We start from the raw sequence: 16885 nt of genomic DNA, 5'->3' as shown, positions 1-16885 counted from the left end.
TCCGATTTTATTTACAGGCCTCTTGTATTTATGGGCAATGCAGCCTGGTGCCAGTATTGCGGAAGAGAATAGTGCTTGGCGGGAAGCGACTTTGCCGATAGCCCAGCAGCAGGATATCCGTTCGGCAGCGACAGGCAAGACTTACCGTATTTTTATTTCCAAGCCCATGTCTGAACCGCCTGCCGGCGGCTTCCCCGTGATTTATGTGCTGGATGGGAATGCATTATTTTATCCGGTTTCCATGCTGGTACATGGGCAGTCCCAGCGGCGCGATGCGACCGGCATAGTGCCGGCAGTGGTGGTGGGAATCGGTTACCCGACGCAGGCAATGCTGGATGAGGTATCCCGCGCTGAGGATTTGACGCCGCCAGCACCCGACTTATCCAATACTGGCGACCAGCGTGCTCCCAGGCAGGGAGGGGCAGACCGTTTTCTGGATTTTGTCGAGCACGAGTTGAAGCCTATGATTGCCAAGGAAGTCAATATCGATCCGAAGCAACAGGCCTTGTTTGGACACTCCTACGGCGGCTTGTTTGCCCTGCATGCATTATTCACACGCCCCCAGGCTTTCCAGGTTTACATCGCTTCCAGCCCTTCCATTTGGTGGAACAAGCAATTCATCCTCGAGGAGCAGAAACGATTCTCTGCGCAGCCCTCTATCGACCTGGGACAATCTCGCTTGCTGCTGATGGTGGGCGGTCTGGAGCAACGGCCGCTGGCCGGTTCAGCTTCACAATCGCCCAGAATGGCCCATATGCAGCAGAGGCGCATGGTGGATGCCACGCGCGAGCTGGCTGAAGAGTTGCAGCATAGCCGTCCGCATGGGTTGGATACTTTCTTCCGGTTGCAGGAAGGGGAGAATCATGGCACCGCCATGCTGACGGGCAGCATCCGGGCAGTGGAGTTTTTCCTGGGCAGGCATGAGCAATTCAATGCGGGAACATTAGGTCAATGAAACCGTCTCGCGATATCGGCTTAAGGGTGCTGGCTGCGTTTGTCGGCGGTTATATCCTGACGGCCTTGTTCAACCTGGTGTGGGTGCTGTGGTGGCCCGGTCATCGTGCGGATGCGGTCTATTACGGCACCTTGTTGCCGTGGACGGTATATTGCGCGGTGATGATATGGGCATTTTCCGCGCGCAGCGCCTGGCGTGCCTGGGGTTGGATTGTCCTGGTCGCGCTTGTACTTGCCATATTGTGGGGACTGGCCCGGCTCGTAAAATGAAGAAGACGTTTTTCTTATCCATGGCCTGGCTGCACACCTGGTTTGGCTTGTACCTGGGATGGCTGCTGTTCGCGGTATTCCTGACCGGCACCATGGCAGTATTCGAGCACAGCATTACGCACTGGATGCAGCCTGAGGCCAGCATTGACCGTTCTGCTCCTCTGCCTTCCTTTGAAAAACAGCTTGAGGTAGGTCAGGCGTACCTGGAAAAGCACGCACTTAGGGAGAAAGGCAGTCTTTGGAGAATTATCCCGGCGGGGGAGCGTCATCCCACTTTGGATGTTGGATGGCGTGACAAGGGAAAGAATCATGAAGTGGCCCTTGATCCCTATTCCGGCCAAGAGATTGAGATACGTGAAACCGAAGGCGGGGAAATGCTCACCCATTTCCATTACACCCTGTTGGCCGGAATCCCTGGTACCATCATTGTCGGGCTGGCTGCGGTCGTGATGTTGGTAGGGCTGATTAGCGGCATTGTGATTCACAAACGCATATTCAAAGACTTTTTCACATTTCGCAAGCAATCATCTGCACAGCGCTCATGGCTAGACGCCCACAACGTAGCAGGGGTCATGATGCTGCCATTTCTCTTGATGATTACCTATACAGGACTGGTAATGCAGCCGCTGGTTTTCCTGCCTTTGGGTATCAAGGCCGCGTATGAGGATCCTCGGGGACTTCGTGCAGACGCGGTGCAGTCTTTCGACCTGCCTTACGTTGGTGAAAAAGCAGCATTGCTCAATATATCTTCATTGCTACCACGGGCGAGGGAGTCACTTGATGTCGTGGAGTGGGTGATCATCAAGAACGGCGGCGACGCTTCGTCGGTAGTCGAATTCTACGAGAGCATCAATCACAAGATTTCCGCAGTGGCTAATCATGCCGCATTCAATGGCGTCAACGGGGAGCTGATCGGGGCGCAGACAGAATGGCGCGACTCTACCTACATTTTCCGCGCTTTTGTCGGCACGCATGTGGCGGTGTTCGGCGGCTGGACGATCTCCTGGCTTTATTTCATTGGCGGCATCGTGAGTTGCGGCTTGATTGCTACAGGGCTGGTGCTGTTCACCATAAAGCGCCGCAAGCGGCCTGAAAATGAATTCGGCGCTGCCAGTGGCCGCGTCTACAGGTTGATCGAGGCGCTTAATGTGGCAGCCGTGATGGGCAGCATCAATGCCATATTGATCTATTTCTGGGCGAATCGCGTATTGCCGGCTGACCTAGCAGGGCGTTCCGACTGGGAGGTGCGCGCCTTCTTGTTCACATGGCTGGCAAGCATAGTGCATGCCTTGGTACGCAAGCCATTGGCTGGCTGGCGCGACCAGCTTGTCTTTGCCGTTGCGCTGTGTTGGCTGTTGCCGTTGTACTCGTGGTTGACCGGGCAGCCAAACTTGCTGTCTTTCTTGCAAAGGGGAGACGGCGTAGCGTTAGGCGTTGAAAGCACGATCCTGATATTCGGGGTGTTGCTTGCCGTCGCGGTGCCCAAGGTTTCCGGCGCGATGCGAGGCGTGCCTGCCAGGCGGAAAGGCTAGCGCTTTTCTTATTCCTTGATTGCTGAGGTGCGATTGTTCTGGCTTGGCAGAGTGCCAGCCGATCCTGCTAAGAATACGGGTTGATTTGATGGGTAATACTTCTTTGTTGGCCGCTTGCTTTCTGACGTATGCTTTGGCTTATGCGGGCATGACTGCATTGTGCCTGGCCATGGAAAAACATTATGCCCAGGCAATGCGGGGAGCCGATCTGCCCTTGGGCAGGAAAAAGTGCTTGAAGGTGATGGGCTGGAGTCTTCTCGCCCTGGGGATATTGTCCAGCATCCATGGATGGAACCCGACCATAGGCATCGTGGTCTGGAGCGGCTTTGTGTCGGTGGCAGCGATCAGCATGGTGCTGATGCTTTCCTATTTCCCTACCCAGGTTGTCCGTATAGGCGCAAGTGTTGTGCTCGTGGGTTTGTTTAGCCTGCTGGCTCTCATACTCGGCTAAGCGCCGCTAACAAAATCATTCTTTGTTTGGCAGGGCGCGTCGCCAGAACCCAGAATAGCTGCCGAATTTTGTTAGCGGCTCTAAGGCCATTGTTAGCGAGGTGATTGAGCCTAGCCTAGTTCTTGTCAACGACGCGCGAGCTGGCAAAAATATCCCACATGGTGATGAACAGCGCGGCGATCAGCGGCCCGATCACGAAGCCGTTGAGGCCGAATACCGCCATGCCGCCCAGCGTGGAGATCAGCACCACGTAATCGGGCAGCTTGGTATCCTTGCCGACCAGGATCGGGCGCAGGATATTGTCTACCAGGCCGATTACGAAGACCCCGAATGCAATGAGGATGACGCCTTGCCAGATGGCGCCTGTCGCGAGGAAATACACCGCAACCGGCGCCCAGATAAGGCTGGCGCCTACCGCCGGCAGCAATGAGAGGAACGCCATGATCACGGCCCATAGCAGTGCCGCCTGGATGCCGAGTATCCAGAAAATCAGCCCGCCCAGCGCGCCTTGGGTAATCGCGACGAGAATATTGCCCTTCACCGTGGCGCGGATGACGGTAGTGAACTTGTTGAACAGGTGGCGCTTATGTTCAGCGCTGAGCGGGATGGCTTGCTTCACGCGCATCGAAAGCGAGGTGCCGTCGCGCAGCAGGAAGAACATCAGGTAAAGCATGACGGCAAAGCCGACCACGAACTGGAAGGTATTCTGCCCGATGCTGAGCGCCTTGGTCGCCAATAGCTGGCTGCCCTGCATGGCAAGCTGCGAAAGCCTGTCCTGGAAACTCCTGACGTCGGTCAGGCCGACGCGCTCCAAGACGCGGTGCACGGGTGCCGGCGCGGCATCCAGTATTTCCTGCGTATACACGGCAGGATTGATCTCTCCCGTCTTGACTTTCTGGAACAGCGTCACGCCTTCATGCACCAGCGAGCTGGCAATGATGACGACCGGCACGATGACGATGATGATACAGGCGCTCAATGTGCCGAGCGCCGCGAGGTTCCGGCGGTTTTTCGTGGCTACAAGCAGGCGCCGGTACAGCGGCGTGAACAGGATGGATAGGATCACGCCCCAGAACACCGCGCCGTAAAAAGGCAGCAGGATGATGATGAGCCCGGCGGAAACCAGCAGGAGCAGGAAGATGAAGGATTTGTTATGAAAATCGGCAGTGTTCATGAGGCGGGAGTCTACTGGTTAAACACGCTGGCGCACAGTTTATTTCCACATCACGTCGCTTTGGTTCTGGATAGCGGATTGCAGCAGTTCTATCAACGGCAGGGCCCGTTTCTTCAGGCTGACATGAGTGGCTGCATCCCCAGTATCCGGTGATTCAGCGCTGTCGGGTGCGGCTGCGCCTTCGAGACCTTGCTGCAAATGCTGCAGCGCCTGTGGCACGTCGGCGGCGAGGATTGCTCCGGGAATCGTGCCGCTATGGCCCATGAGTTGGAGCAGTTGCTTGGCGACATCGCCAAACAGCATGATGTCGCTATAACGGGAGGTGGAAAAGGTGACGAGCATGGTGGCGGCCTTGAACTTGAATATGTGGGCAGGCCATCTGGCAAACGCAAGACAGCCCGTGGTAGGGATTAGTCGGTTTTGCTGCCCGGGCCGGCCAGGTACCAGACAATCAGGCCAAGCACAGGGAAGATCAATACGCCAAGAATCCAGAGGATTTTCTTTACCGTGTCTGCCGAGCTCTGGATAATCTTGATAATCGCATAAATGTCTGCAATGAGGATCAATAGACCGATGACGCTTTGCATGATGTTTTCCTTTTTCTTGGTGGTGGAAGATACGGCAGAGACTCCCTGCTGCAGTTCGGATAGGAGCGTACGCTGCACATGCAATCCGTAATATCAGACTACACTGAATTACAAGTAGGACTTTACCGACTCGCCGCAGGGCTTGGCAAGCGGAGATTGCATGCCTTGACGGGGCAAATGCATGACTGACAGGATGCGTTTGCCTGTCACGGTATTGACTGGGTTTCTCGGCGCCGGCAAGACCACCTTGCTCAACCGGTGGCTGCGGCATCCACAGGCGCAGGATACCCTGGTCATCGTCAATGAGTTCGGCGAGACCGGCCTCGACCACTTGCTGGTAGCGCATCAACAGGAACAGCCCATGGTAGTGGAGCTGAGCAATGGCTGTCTGTGCTGCCGGCTGCGTAGCGACCTCAAGCAGACGTTGAAGGAAATCCATTGGCGCTTTTCCCGCAACGGCGTGCGGCAATTCAAGCGTGTGGTGATCGAGACCAGCGGGCTGGCCGATCCCGCCCCTGTCCTCCATACCCTGATGACCGACGCCTATGTTGCAGCGGCCTACCAACTGGATGGCGTGGTCACTGTGGTCGATGGACTGCTGGGGAAGACGACCTTGCAGCAGCATCCGGAAGCGATGAAGCAGGTGCAATTGGCAGACCGCCTGCTGGTTTCGAAGACCGACCTGGCTGGCAGCGATGCATTGCATCAGCTCGAGGCCTATCTGCACCAACTGAACCCTGCAGCGGCGCTAACCAGGCTGGATCTCGCCCAGGCTGACGCGCCAGGGCCTGCGATCCTATTCGGGGCGGGGCCTGCCGCAGGTTTTCCGCATTGGTTGTCGGCGTTGGCGGCGCCGGCCTTGCATGGCGGCGAGGCAACCACTCTGAGCCTGTCGTTTGGCAAGCCTGTTCCCAGGGCGGATTTCGAGCGCTGGCTAGAGATACTGCGCGATGATGCCAGCCCGGGACTGTTGCGCCTCAAAGGCGTATTCCATATTGAGGGGGAGCCCGACCCGATAGCAGTGCACCGCGTACAGCACGTATTGCATGCGCCCGAGCCCTTGCCGCATTGGCAGGGCCGGTACCGATGCAGCCAACTGGTGCTGATTACCCAGTCGGGAATCGGCAGTGACGAGAGGCAGCTGTTGCAGTCGCTTGCCAGGTTCCTGGAGTAAATGCGGCTGACAATTTTGTCATGAGTGTAGGCGTTCCATGATCAAGCTTTAAAACGCGCCTATATCTGCATCAACGCATCGCGGATCCTGATTTCATCCAGTCCCTTGCCGATCAAGACAATCCGGGTAATCGGCTCATCCTCATCCCAGCCTTGCAGTAGATTGGGCGGATAAAGCGTGTGATGCACCGCATGCACCGCCAGTGGAGCCGGCTGGTCTTCCGCATGGATGATGCCCTTCATGCGCAGCAGGTTTTCGCCATGCGTGGCGCAAAGCCATTGCAGTACAGGTTCCAGCTGTAGCCAGGTCAACGGTTTGGGCATGGTCACGGTAAAGCTGACGATTTCGTCCTCGTGCACCGCTTGCGGCAGCATGCCGCGCCTAGCCTTGGAGCGCGACGGCGCACGCAGCCAGCGCTGCGGTTGCGCCTGTGTGCCGCCGGGATTGAACAGGCCTGCGTCAATCACCGCGGAGGGATCTATCTCGCCATGGCTGATGCGGTATTGGGTGGCGCCCGGGTTGAGCTCCTGCAGCGCCGCCGAGAGCGCATCCAGGCTTTCCGCCGATGCCAGGTCGGTCTTGGTGATGAGCAGCACATCCGCCACGGCGGCCTGCTTGCGCGCCTCGCCGTGGCCTGCAATCTGCTGCAGGCCGTAGGTGCTGTCTATGGTGACCACTACCGCATCCAGGCGATAGGTGGAGGAAATCACCGGCTCGTTGAGCAGGTTGGCCATGATGGGTCCGGGGTCCGCCATGCCGGTGGTTTCGATCACCAGGCGGGGAAAAGCCGGAATTGCTTCCAGCTGGCGCTTGAAGAACAGGTCGCGCATGGTGTCCGCCAGCTCGTTGCTCAGGGTACAGCACAGGCAGCCGGACTCCAGCAGCACGGTGTTGTCGGCAATATGCTGGCTCTCGACCGTGCGGGCGAGGATATGGTCCAGCCCGGCGCTGCCGAGCTCGTTGATGATGACGGCGGTGTCCTTCATGCCGGGGTGGTTGAGCAGCTTGTTGAGCAACGTGGTCTTGCCGCTGCCGAGAAAACCGGTCAGCAACGTCACCGGGATGCGATGGTCCAGCGTCATTGAAAAATTCCTTGAGTCCCTTGGGTATGTTGTGAGGATAGCAGGATGCCGCATTGGGGTTGCGGCATTCGCATTTTAAACGAGAATGGCGGCACCTGGCCAAAGACAAGCGTGCCGGCAGGAGTCAGGCTGCGCTTTCCGCAGGTTGGCGGTCCCAGGCGGGGAAGGGGTCGTTGAAGTCCGCCCATGCCTGCATGCCGAGCCTGAGTTCGGCATCGGTCAGCAGGCAATGGTCGAACTCCTGTTTCAGGGCGGCTTTGTCCATTCTGCTGCCGATCAGCACGATCTCCTGCTGGCGGTCGCCGAATTCGCCGGAAAAGCGCGAGCGGATGGCGCTGAGCGACTCCATGTCTTCGGGCCAATAAGGCTTGGGCGTGGCGGCCCACCAGTATCCGGCAGGTCCGTGCCGGGTGATGGAGCCGGCCTGGGACCAGCTGCCGCAATAGGCGGGGCGGCTCGCAATCCAGAAATGCCCCTTGGAGCGGATGACGTTCGGCCACTCGCGTGAGAACCATCGCCACAGCCTTTCCGGGTGGAAAGGTCGGCGCGCGCGGTAAACGAAGCTCGTAATGCCGTATTGCTCGGTCTCCGGCATATGCTCGCCGCGCAATTCCCTGAGCCAGCCGGGGGCGGCCTGGGCTTCGGCAAAATCGAACAGCCCGGTGTCGAGCACCTGGTCGAGCGGCACGCGGCCGAATTCGCTTTCCACGATCCGGGCGCGCGGATTGAAGCTTTTCAGGATGCCGTGCAATTGCTGCAATGCCTCCTGGTCGACCAAGTCGGTCTTGTTCAACACGATGACGTCGCAGAACTCGACCTGTTCGATCAACAGGTCGACGACGGTGCGCTCGTCTCCTTCGCCCATCGATGAGCCGCGTTGCGCCAGCATGTCGCGCGAGGCATAGTCGCGCAGGAAGTTGAAAGCATCCACCACGGTGACCATGGTGTCGAGCCGTGCGATGTCGGAAAGGCTGGTGCCGTCTTCATCGCGGAAGGTAAAGGTCTCGGCGACGGGAAGCGGCTCGGAAATGCCGGTGGATTCGATCAGCAGGTAGTCGAAGCGCCCGGCCTCCGCCAGGCGCTTGATCTCGACCAGCAGGTCTTCGCGCAGGGTGCAGCAGATGCAGCCGTTGCTCATTTCCACCAGCTTCTCTTCCGCGCGCGACAAATCGGCCCCGCCTTCGCGGACGAGTTGCGCATCGATATTCACTTCCGACATGTCGTTGACGATGACGGCGACGCGCTTGTCCTCGCGGTTGTTCAGGATGTGGTTGAGCAGGGTGGTCTTGCCGGCGCCGAGAAAGCCGGACAGCACGGTGACAGGGAGTTTGCGGGTGGTTTGCATGGTCATTCCTGGAGTTTGATGATTCTTAATAAAGAGTGGCTGAGAAAACTCTCCTGGTGTTGTTGCCCTGCCTTGTCGTACTAGTTGTACTGTCTGCGGCAGAGTCCCTAGCCAGAGATGCTTCGCTGAGGTTTGTCAGCTGCTCTTAATGGCTGTATTGGCGCTCGCGCCTTTCATGCCGCTCCTGCGCCTCCAGCGAAAGGGTGGCGGTCGGGCGGGCGAGCAGTCGTTGCAGGCCGATCGGCTCGCCGGACTCTTCGCAATAGCCGTATTCGCCATCGCGGATACGCTGCAATGCCGCGTTGATTTTCTTTTCCAGCTTGCGTTCGCGGTCGCGCGTGCGCAGTTCCAGCGTATGCAGTTCTTCCTGCGTGGCGCGGTCGGCCGGGTCGGGAAACTCTTCGTGTTCCCTCAGGTGCTTGCTGGTTTCGGCGGCGTTGTCGCGGATATGGGCGAGTTGCTGCTCTAGCAATCGCTGGAAAAAGGCTAGCTGCTGCGGATTCATGTAATGGTCGTCAGGCATGGAAAGCAATTCTTCAATGCTGGCGATATCGGGATTCGGCATGGTTTCGAATAGTAAATGCAACAATGTTGCATTTTAGGGTGTGGCGTCTCGATATGCAACTATGTTGCAATTAATTTTATTTCTAGGGGGAGATTGATAACGTGGATGTGCAAAGACAGGCCGGCTCGGTGAGGAAAGCTTGGCCTGGGGGGATTAGTTTCTTGCGGAATTACAGTGGTCGCATTGTCCTTTTATATTGAGTTCGACCGACTCGACGGTAAAATGGGAGGGTACGCTATTGGGAATGCGCGGCTTGACTTCGTCCAGGCAGAATATCTTGCCGCAGGAGGAGCATTCGAAATGTGCATGGTGGTGCTTGGCATTACGCTGGGTCAGCTGGAAGCGCCTGGCGCGGTCGTCGCCCATGATGGGATGCACGAGGTTGCACTCCACCAGCCAGTCGAGAACGCGATACAGGGTGACGCGGTCGAAAGGCGCTTCCTTGGTCAGCGTTTGCAGTAATTCATGATGCGTGAGCGGGAATTCCGACTCCATCAGGACATTCAATACAGCAACACGTGAGGAGGTCGGGCGCTGCCCAATCTCATGTATCATTCGTTCGGCGTTATGCATAGGCGCTAAATTACAGACAATCATCACGTGCCGTCAACAGGGCACGTCCAAAAAGCAGGATTATGAACGTATTTTTTGAAGAAGAGGGCAGTTTTAAGGTTGCCTCGGTTATGACGGAAAACCCCAGCTCTCTCCAAGTGGAGGCTATTTCCGGCAAACGTTCCAAGATCAAGTCCGCCAACGTATTGATGCGCTTCGAGGGCGCATTGTCGGGATTCATGGAAAACGCCAGCGCAGAGGCCGAGGGCCTCGATGTCCCATTTCTTTGGGAATGCTGCGGCGAGCTTGAGTTCGGTTTCGAGGAGCTTGCCGAGGAGTATTACGGCGGCAAGCCGACCTCCATCCAGGCGGCCGCCATTGCCATCCGGCTGCATGGCGCGCCCATGTATTTCTACCGCAAGGGCAAGGGGCGCTACAAGGCCGCTCCCGAGGAAACCCTGCAGGCCGCGCTGGCCGGGCTGGAAAAGAAGCGCCTGCAAGCCCAGAAGGTGGCGCAGTATGTCGAGCAGCTCAAGGCTGGGCAGTTGCCTGCCGAGTTCGACGGCAAGGTGATAGACGCCTTGCTCTACCAACCCGACAAGAATAGCCTGGAATGGAAGGCGCTGGAGCAGGCGGCGGGAGAAAGCAACCAGCATGTCGTCCGCGTGCTGGCGTCGTGTGGCGCAATTTCATCCGTGCATGATTACCACCTCGGCGCGTTCCTGCGGGAATACTTCGCCGAAGGGCAGGGCTTCCCCGACATGGACCCTCCCGTATTGCCGGCGGATCTGCCGCGTGCAGAGGCCGAGGCATTCAGCATTGACGACAGTACGACCACCGAGATCGACGATGCCTTCACCCTGGTGCCGCTGGCCGACGGCGTGACCAGGGTGGGCATCCATATCGCCGCACCGGCGCTGGGCATCCTGCCGGGCGGCCAGCTGGACCAGGTCGTCATGCAGCGGCTTTCCACCGTCTATATGCCCGGCAACAAGATCACCATGCTGCCGGAAGAGGTGGTGACGCCGTTCAGCCTGAACCAGGGCGAGTGGCGGCCGGCGCTTTCGCTTTACCTGGACGTGGCGCCCGACTTGAGCATCATCAAGCGGGAAAGCCGCGTCGAGCAGGTCAAGGTGGCCGAGAACCTGCGCCATGACACGCTGGAGCCTTTCTTCAACGAGAACATGCTGGAGCAGGATACGGGACATCCCTATTGGCAGCGGCTGCTGTTCCTGTTCCGACTGGCAGAGTCGCTGGAAAAGGCACGCGGCAAATACGATCCCACACGCCCGGTCCAGCTCGACTACAACTTCTACGTCGACGACGGCCGGGTGCGCATCGTCGGTCGCCGCCGCGGCGCACCGATCGACAAGCTGGTGGCTGAACTGATGATCGAGGCAAACAGCCATTGGGGCGGCCTGCTGGCCGAGCACAATGTGCCGGGCATCTACCGGGCCCAGAACGGCGGCAAAGTCTACATGACGGTCAAGGCCGAGCCGCACCAGGGACTGGGCGTGAACCAGTACAGCTGGAGCACTTCGCCATTGCGCCGCGCGGTGGACCTGGTCAACCAGCGCCAGATCGTTGCCGTGGTGCAGGGGCAGGAGCCTGTTTATCCGCCAGGTAGCGACGAGCTGGCGGTAGTGATGCGCAACTTCGACCTGACCTACAACGCCTATAACGAATTCCAGACGCGCATGGAGCGCTATTGGTGCCTGCAATACCTGTTGCAGGAAGACATCCATGAGATCGGCACCACTGTCTGGCGCGAGAGCCTGGTACGCCTCGACGGCATGCCGCTGATCGCCAAGGTGCACGGCATGCCCGAGCTGGCGCCCGGCAGCCGCGTGATCATTGAAATCCAGAAGGTCGATACCTTGCTGATCGAGCTCGAAAGCCGATTCAAGTCGCTGGAGCATGTCGAACCCGCGACAGAAAGCGAGGCCGCCTGATGTTCAGGGTGGGGCGCAAGATCGCGCGCAGCATACACAAGGCCATTACCAGCGAAGACAGCGTCGATGTTAGCGAGATCGACGGCGTGCGCTCCCTGCATCTGGGGTCGGACACCATCCAGAGCTCGATGCGCATCAAGGACCCGTACGCGCTGGAGCTGCGCTACTCGCGCGGCATGATGGTGTACCTGCTGTTCCAGAAGCAGCCGCGCGACCTGGTGGTGCTGGGGCTGGGCGGCGGCTCGATTCCCAAATACGTTTACCACCACATGCCGCAGGTGAAGACGCGGGTGGTGGAAATCAATCCGCGCATTATCGAGGTGGCGCGCAGCCACTTCTTCACCCCGGAAGACGACGAGCGTTTCGAGATCATCGAGGGCGATGCCGCCGCTTTCCTGCGCGACAACCCAGGCACGACTTCCATGCTCATGATGGATGCGTTCGGCAGCAACGGCTTGCCAGCAGACTTATGCTCGCAGGATTTCTTCGATTCCTGCTTCGAGGCGCTGACGCTGGATGGCATGTGCGCGATCAACCTCTGGGGCAGCGACAAGAGTTACGACGTCTACCTGCAGCGTATCGAGACCAGCTTTCATGGCCGCATTCTGGTAATGCCCACAGGCAGGCCTGGTAATGTGGTCGTGTTCGGCTTCAAGCGGGCGCCGAACGACCTGCGCTGGAGCACGCTGCGCGTTCGCGCCAAGGCGCTCGAAGCCGAGCACAAGGTCGAGTTCCTTGAGTTCGTCGAGCGCTTGCGTGAGCACAACCCGAGTACCAGCAACCGCTTGTTGCTGGAATCCTAACAGCCTTCAGGATACCGCATGCATTATCAGTTTTTTGCCACTTGTCCACGCGGACTGGAATCCCTGCTCGAAGACGAGCTGAAAAGCCTTCATGCGCGGCAAATCAAACCGACCGACGGGGGTGTGGGTTTTGCCGGGGATATGCTCCTCTGCTACCGTGCCAACCTCGAGAGCCGCATCGCCACGCGTATCCTGCTGCAAGTCGGCAAGGGGCGCTACAGCAACGAGGACGAGCTCTACCAGGGCGCATACAAGATCGACTGGGCGCAATGGTTCGAGGTGGAGCAGGATTTCATGGTCAAGGTGACCGGCGTGAAATGCCCGCTCAAGAGCCTGGAATTCGCGACGCTGCGCATCAAGGACGCCATCTGCGACCGCTTCCGCGAGGAAGTCGGCAGCCGGCCCTCCATCGACACCCGCGAGCCGGACGTGCGTGTGCATGCCTACCTGGGTGCGGAGGAATACCAGCTTTACGTGGATACTTCCGGCAATGCCTTGTATCAGCGCGGCCTGCGCCGTGCCAGCATCGAGGCGCCGTTGCGCGAAAACCTGGCCGCAGGCATCCTCAAGCTTTCGGGCTGGCAGCCCGGCATGACCTTGCTCGACCCGATGTGCGGCAGCGGCACTTTCCTGCTGGAGGCGGCGATGATCTCCCTGGATATCGCGCCCGGAAGCAACCGCAACTTCGGTTTCGAGCGCTTGAAGAATTTCAATGCCGGCGCATGGCAATCCCTGCTCAAGCAGGCGAAGAACCGGGCCAAACCCGTGGCGTTCCAGGGCATCTACGGCAGCGATGCGGACCTGCGCGCGGTGAGGGTGACCCGCAAGAACCTGGAGCAGGCCGGGCTGCTGGAAGCGGTGCAAGTCGCGCATCGCGATTTCACCGAAGCGGTTCCTCCTGCGGCCGAGGGCATCCTGGTCGCCAACCCGCCGTACGGCGTACGGATCGGCGAAGATGAGGAGCTGGCGGCGCTCTATCCCAAAATGGGCGAGGCGCTGAAAAAGAAGTTCGCTGGCTGGAACGCCTATTTCCTCACCAACGACATGCGTCTGCCCAAGCTGATGCGGCTATCGCCCACCAAGCGCACGCCCTTGTTCAACGGCCCGCTGGAATGCCGCGTTTTCGAGATCAAGATGGTGGCCGGTTCCAACCGCAAGGAGAAAAGCAATGACTGACGACAGCACCCGGCCGGATTCCCTGGAAAACCTGCGCGCGAGGATCAACCACTTTGTCGCCGAGCGCGAGTGGGACCAGTTCCACTCGCCCAAGAACCTGGCCATGGCGATGATCGTGGAAGCGGCGGAAGTGGTGGAGCATTTTCAGTGGGACAGCCCGGCCGAGAGCGCTACGCTGACCGATGAACGCAAGACCGAGGTCGGCCACGAGCTCGCCGATACCTTCGTTTACCTGCTGCGTATTGCCGAGGTGTGCGGCATCGACCTGATTGCGGCAGCCAATGCCAAGATAGACCTCAACGCGAAGAAATATCCCGTTGACAAGGCGCGCGGCAGCAACGCCAAATACACCGCATACCAGGAGCAGTGATGGTCGATGCGAATGAAAGCCTGCCCTGGTTCGCTTTTCTCATGATCTCGAACGGTATGCCATAGACCGCATCTCTTGCTACTATTTATCCATCTAACCCGAAATCCAGCCAAGAAGAAACGCCATCCATGTTCCCAGATACCGAAGCCGCGCCAAAAACGATCTACCTCAAGGACTACACGCCTGCGCCTTACCTCGCCTCGCACATTGCGCTCAAGTTCGAATTGTTCGAGGACAAGACCATCGTCAGGTCGGAAGTCGCCTATGTGAAGAACGCGGCGGCAGCCTCGAACCGGCTGGTATTGAATGGGCAGGACCAAATTGTCCGGGCCGTGGAGTTGGACGGGGCGCCGTTCGACGGCTATGTGCTGGACGGCGACAAGCTCGTCATCGACGATGCGGCCGAGAAATTCACACTCGCGATCACGACCGAGATACACCCGGAAACCAATACCGCGCTCGAAGGGCTGTACAAGTCCCAAGGCACCTTCTGCACCCAGTGCGAGGCGGAAGGGTTCCGACGCATCACCTACTTCCAGGACAGGCCCGACGTCCTGAGCATCTTCTCGGTGCGCATCGAGGCGGACAAGGCGCATTACCCCGTGCTGCTCTCGAACGGCAACCTGGTGGCTGCGGGCGATCTGGAGCAAGGCCGCCACTTTACCGAATGGCACGACCCATTCCCCAAGCCTTGCTACTTGTTCGCCCTTGTGGCCGGCGACCTGGTGCGTATCGCCGATAGCTTCCGCACCAGGTCTGGCCGCAATGTGGATCTGCATATTTACGTGCGCCAGGGGGACGAAGGACAATGCGGCCATGCCATGGCGTCGCTCAAGAAGGCCATGAAATGGGATGAAGACAAGTACGGGCGCGAATACGAGCTCAACCTGTTCAATATCGTAGCGGTCAGCGACTTCAACATGGGGGCGATGGAGAATACTTCGCTCAACATCTTCAATACCAAGCTGGTGCTGGCGCATCAGGAAACCGCAACCGATGCCGACTTCATCAGCGTCGAGGCGGTGATCGCGCATGAGTACTTCCATAACTGGACCGGCAACCGCGTGACTTGCCGGGATTGGTTCCAACTGTCATTGAAAGAGGGCCTGACCGTGTTCCGCGACCAGGAATTCAGCGCGGACATGAACTCGCGCGCGGTCCAGCGCATCGACGACGTCGACCAATTGCGCAGGCTGCAGTTTCCCGAGGATGCGAGCCCGCTGGCGCATTCGGTGCAGCCCGACCACTTCATCGAGATCAGCAACTTCTACACCATGACCATCTATGAAAAAGGGTCGGAGCTGATCCGCATGCAGCATACCCTGCTTGGCGAGGAGAAGTACCGCCAGGCCACCGATCTCTATTTCCAGCGCTACGATGGCCACGCAGTCACTATCAACGATTTCGTCCAGTGCATGGCGGATGCCTCAGGGCGTGACATGTCGCAGTTTTTCCGCTGGTACAAGCAGGCCGGCACGCCTAACCTGCAGGCAAGCGGCCGCTACAACCCGGAAGTCAGGGAATATACGCTGACCCTCAAGCAATCGCAGCCGGACACGCCAGGGCAGAGCGGCAAGCAGCCGTTGCTGATCCCGGTTGCGGTGGGGTTGCTCAATGAGGCGGGCGAGGAGACGCATGTCACCCGTGTGCTGGAGATGACGCAAGCCGAGCAAAGTTTCATTTTTGACGACGTACCATCGCGTCCCGTGCCTTCCATCCTGCGCGGTTTTTCCGCGCCGGTGAAATTGTCCACCGACCTCAGCGACGACGACCTGCGCCTGTTGCAGCTCAAGGACACGGACGGTTTCAATAAATGGGAAGCCGGCCAGACCATTGCGTTGCGCACCATTCAGCGGGTCATGGCCGACCGCGAAGCGGATATCGCGCAATTCATCGCCGATTTCGGCGTCCTGCTAGAGCAAGGCTTGAGAGAGGACACAGACAAGGCCTTGTTGGCGCGCGCCTTGTCGCTGCCCTCCATCGCGGTCATCGCCCAGGCGCAGGAGGTGGTCGACCCCGCCGCGATCGACCAGGCGCGCACCGCCATCCTCAATGCCATCAAGCGTGCGCACAAGGATACGCTGGCTGCACTGTACGAGCATAACCGCAGCATGGGAGCGTTCTCCATTTCGCCGGCGGCGATGGGCCGCCGTGCGTTGCGCAACGCCTTGCTGGATTTGCTCACCGTGACCAATGGCACCGGGTGTGCCGCGCGCGGCAAGGCGCATTACGACCAGGCCGACAACATGACAGACCGCGTGGCCGCCTTGTCCAGCCTGGCGGACAGCAACAAGCCGGAACGCGATGAGGTGTTTGCGGATTTCTACGAGTGCTTCAAGGGCTACCAGCTCGTGGTGGACAAATGGTTCTCCCTACAGGCGATTGCCAACCGGGAAAGCATTTTCGAGGACTTTGCCCGGCTGCGCCAGCATCCTGAATTCAATATCCGCAATCCGAACCGCGTCAGGGCGCTCTATTCGGCGTTTGCCGTGAACAACCCGGTGAAGTTCCATGATCCCAGCGGGCAGGGCTACGCCTTGCTCCGGGATGCGATCATCGAGTTGAACGCGATCAACCCGCAGATCGCCGCGCGCCAAGTAACGCCTTTCCGCGAATGGAAACGCTACACGCCGGTGCTGCAAGCACAGATGCAGGATGCCCTGCGCGCCATCATGGACACTCCCAACCTCTCGAATGACGTATTCGAGGTGGTGAGCAAGTGCCTGCAGGCATAGGCATGCCCGTAGCGGCTCTCAAGATTTGATGAGCCGCTACGGGCTGGGCGGCGCACCGTAGGCGAGCCGGTACCAAAAAGCATAACGGTTGCGTCGGCAGCATGTTGTTGGCCATTTTTTAACTTCAATCCAGAACTTCAATCCAGCTTACTGATTTTATGTA

Annotated in this window: 17 protein-coding genes; 10 read left to right on the top strand and 7 right to left on the bottom strand. The window is 58.8% G+C overall.

What is annotated here, in order from left to right:
- Positions 1–37 precede the first annotated feature (37 nt).
- The 4 genes from ACW4YW_RS01940 to ACW4YW_RS01925 all read left to right on the top strand — a co-directional run bounded on the left by ACW4YW_RS01940 (position 38) and on the right by ACW4YW_RS01925 (position 3207).
- Positions 38–955 carry an alpha/beta hydrolase gene (locus ACW4YW_RS01940; RefSeq protein WP_457136007.1) on the top strand — a complete coding sequence of 306 codons (918 nt, stop codon included), beginning with the start codon at positions 38–40 and terminating at the stop codon, positions 953–955.
- Positions 952–1224 carry a hypothetical protein gene (locus tag ACW4YW_RS01935; RefSeq protein ID WP_407994092.1) on the top strand — a complete coding sequence of 91 codons (273 nt, stop codon included), beginning with the start codon at positions 952–954 and terminating at the stop codon, positions 1222–1224. Before ACW4YW_RS01940 ends, ACW4YW_RS01935 begins: the two co-directional genes overlap by 4 nt.
- Positions 1221–2756, top strand: coding sequence for a PepSY-associated TM helix domain-containing protein (locus ACW4YW_RS01930; protein ID WP_457136006.1), 1536 nt, complete (start codon positions 1221–1223; stop codon positions 2754–2756). Before ACW4YW_RS01935 ends, ACW4YW_RS01930 begins: the two co-directional genes overlap by 4 nt.
- A gap of 88 nt (positions 2757–2844) precedes the next feature.
- Positions 2845–3207 carry a DUF3325 domain-containing protein gene (locus ACW4YW_RS01925; RefSeq protein ID WP_457136489.1) on the top strand — a complete coding sequence of 121 codons (363 nt, stop codon included), beginning with the start codon at positions 2845–2847 and terminating at the stop codon, positions 3205–3207.
- A gap of 115 nt (positions 3208–3322) precedes the next feature.
- Here ACW4YW_RS01925 and ACW4YW_RS01920 read toward each other — a convergent pair whose 3' ends face one another.
- From ACW4YW_RS01920 to ACW4YW_RS01910, 3 genes are all read right to left on the bottom strand, one after another.
- Positions 3323–4381 carry an AI-2E family transporter gene (locus tag ACW4YW_RS01920; RefSeq protein WP_457136005.1) on the bottom strand — a complete coding sequence of 353 codons (1059 nt, stop codon included), beginning with the start codon at positions 4379–4381 and terminating at the stop codon, positions 3323–3325.
- 39 nt (positions 4382–4420) lie between these two features.
- Positions 4421–4723 (bottom strand): DUF1840 domain-containing protein, encoded by a 303-nt coding sequence (locus tag ACW4YW_RS01915; RefSeq protein WP_457136004.1) that lies wholly within the window; start codon positions 4721–4723, stop codon positions 4421–4423.
- Positions 4724–4791: 68 nt separating this feature from the next.
- Entirely contained in the window at positions 4792–5046 is a 255-nt protein-coding gene (locus tag ACW4YW_RS01910; RefSeq protein ID WP_407994087.1) for a PLD nuclease N-terminal domain-containing protein, read from the bottom strand.
- 103 nt (positions 5047–5149) lie between these two features.
- Between ACW4YW_RS01910 and ACW4YW_RS01905 the strand changes: the two genes are divergently transcribed.
- Positions 5150–6142 carry a CobW family GTP-binding protein gene (locus ACW4YW_RS01905; protein ID WP_457136003.1) on the top strand — a complete coding sequence of 331 codons (993 nt, stop codon included), beginning with the start codon at positions 5150–5152 and terminating at the stop codon, positions 6140–6142.
- A 59-nt stretch (positions 6143–6201) separates the two neighbouring features.
- Here the strand turns inward: ACW4YW_RS01905 and ACW4YW_RS01900 are convergent, their stop codons facing one another.
- The 4 genes from ACW4YW_RS01900 to ACW4YW_RS01885 form a co-directional block, all read right to left on the bottom strand.
- The gene (locus ACW4YW_RS01900; protein WP_457136002.1) at positions 6202–7224 is read right to left on the bottom strand and encodes a CobW family GTP-binding protein; all 1023 of its coding nucleotides are present in this window, start codon (positions 7222–7224) and stop codon (positions 6202–6204) included.
- Between the two features lie 124 nt (positions 7225–7348).
- Positions 7349–8569, bottom strand: coding sequence for a zinc metallochaperone GTPase ZigA (gene zigA / locus ACW4YW_RS01895; RefSeq protein WP_457136001.1), 1221 nt, complete (start codon positions 8567–8569; stop codon positions 7349–7351).
- Between the two features lie 145 nt (positions 8570–8714).
- Entirely contained in the window at positions 8715–9134 is a 420-nt protein-coding gene (gene dksA, locus ACW4YW_RS01890) for an RNA polymerase-binding protein DksA (protein WP_457136488.1), read from the bottom strand.
- Between the two features lie 153 nt (positions 9135–9287).
- A complete protein-coding gene (locus ACW4YW_RS01885; protein WP_287110364.1) occupies positions 9288–9689 on the bottom strand; it encodes a Fur family transcriptional regulator in 402 nt (133 codons plus the stop codon).
- An 80-nt stretch (positions 9690–9769) separates the two neighbouring features.
- Here ACW4YW_RS01885 and ACW4YW_RS01880 point away from each other — a divergent pair, with 80 nt between their 5' ends.
- The 5 genes from ACW4YW_RS01880 to pepN all read left to right on the top strand — a co-directional run bounded on the left by ACW4YW_RS01880 (position 9770) and on the right by pepN (position 16722).
- Entirely contained in the window at positions 9770–11638 is a 1869-nt protein-coding gene (locus tag ACW4YW_RS01880) for a ribonuclease catalytic domain-containing protein (RefSeq protein WP_457136000.1), read from the top strand.
- Positions 11638–12441, top strand: a complete 804-nt coding sequence (locus ACW4YW_RS01875) for a polyamine aminopropyltransferase (protein WP_457135999.1) — start codon at positions 11638–11640, stop codon at positions 12439–12441. Before ACW4YW_RS01880 ends, ACW4YW_RS01875 begins: the two co-directional genes overlap by 1 nt.
- Positions 12442–12459: 18 nt before the next feature.
- Positions 12460–13617 carry a THUMP domain-containing class I SAM-dependent RNA methyltransferase gene (locus ACW4YW_RS01870; protein ID WP_457135998.1) on the top strand — a complete coding sequence of 386 codons (1158 nt, stop codon included), beginning with the start codon at positions 12460–12462 and terminating at the stop codon, positions 13615–13617.
- Positions 13610–13987 carry a nucleotide pyrophosphohydrolase gene (locus tag ACW4YW_RS01865; protein ID WP_457135997.1) on the top strand — a complete coding sequence of 126 codons (378 nt, stop codon included), beginning with the start codon at positions 13610–13612 and terminating at the stop codon, positions 13985–13987. Before ACW4YW_RS01870 ends, ACW4YW_RS01865 begins: the two co-directional genes overlap by 8 nt.
- A gap of 128 nt (positions 13988–14115) precedes the next feature.
- A complete protein-coding gene (pepN, locus tag ACW4YW_RS01860; RefSeq protein WP_457135996.1) occupies positions 14116–16722 on the top strand; it encodes an aminopeptidase N in 2607 nt (868 codons plus the stop codon).
- Positions 16723–16885: the final 163 nt, after the last annotated feature.

It is taken from the genome of Methylobacillus pratensis, assembly GCF_054072455.1.
Note: the sequence above shows the minus strand (reverse complement) of the source record. Positions and strands in the feature narration are given on the sequence as shown.

Excerpts from the sequence above, each read along its gene's own strand:
- ACW4YW_RS01940 (WP_457136007.1), top strand. The coding sequence starts at position 38 with ATGCAGCCTGGTGCCAGTATTGCGGAAGAGAATAGTGCTTGGCGGGAA.
- ACW4YW_RS01935 (WP_407994092.1), top strand. The coding sequence starts at position 952 with ATGAAACCGTCTCGCGATATCGGCTTAAGGGTGCTGGCTGCGTTTGTC.
- ACW4YW_RS01930 (WP_457136006.1), top strand. The coding sequence starts at position 1,221 with ATGAAGAAGACGTTTTTCTTATCCATGGCCTGGCTGCACACCTGGTTT.
- ACW4YW_RS01925 (WP_457136489.1), top strand. The coding sequence starts at position 2,845 with ATGGGTAATACTTCTTTGTTGGCCGCTTGCTTTCTGACGTATGCTTTG.
- ACW4YW_RS01920 (WP_457136005.1), bottom strand. The coding sequence starts at position 4,381 with ATGAACACTGCCGATTTTCATAACAAATCCTTCATCTTCCTGCTCCTG.
- ACW4YW_RS01915 (WP_457136004.1), bottom strand. The coding sequence starts at position 4,723 with ATGCTCGTCACCTTTTCCACCTCCCGTTATAGCGACATCATGCTGTTT.
- ACW4YW_RS01905 (WP_457136003.1), top strand. The coding sequence starts at position 5,150 with ATGACTGACAGGATGCGTTTGCCTGTCACGGTATTGACTGGGTTTCTC.
- ACW4YW_RS01900 (WP_457136002.1), bottom strand. The coding sequence starts at position 7,224 with ATGACGCTGGACCATCGCATCCCGGTGACGTTGCTGACCGGTTTTCTC.
- zigA (WP_457136001.1), bottom strand. The coding sequence starts at position 8,569 with ATGCAAACCACCCGCAAACTCCCTGTCACCGTGCTGTCCGGCTTTCTC.
- dksA (WP_457136488.1), bottom strand. The coding sequence starts at position 9,134 with ATGCCGAATCCCGATATCGCCAGCATTGAAGAATTGCTTTCCATGCCT.
- ACW4YW_RS01885 (WP_287110364.1), bottom strand. The coding sequence starts at position 9,689 with ATGATACATGAGATTGGGCAGCGCCCGACCTCCTCACGTGTTGCTGTA.
- ACW4YW_RS01880 (WP_457136000.1), top strand. The coding sequence starts at position 9,770 with ATGAACGTATTTTTTGAAGAAGAGGGCAGTTTTAAGGTTGCCTCGGTT.
- ACW4YW_RS01875 (WP_457135999.1), top strand. The coding sequence starts at position 11,638 with ATGTTCAGGGTGGGGCGCAAGATCGCGCGCAGCATACACAAGGCCATT.
- ACW4YW_RS01870 (WP_457135998.1), top strand. The coding sequence starts at position 12,460 with ATGCATTATCAGTTTTTTGCCACTTGTCCACGCGGACTGGAATCCCTG.
- ACW4YW_RS01865 (WP_457135997.1), top strand. The coding sequence starts at position 13,610 with ATGACTGACGACAGCACCCGGCCGGATTCCCTGGAAAACCTGCGCGCG.
- pepN (WP_457135996.1), top strand. The coding sequence starts at position 14,116 with ATGTTCCCAGATACCGAAGCCGCGCCAAAAACGATCTACCTCAAGGAC.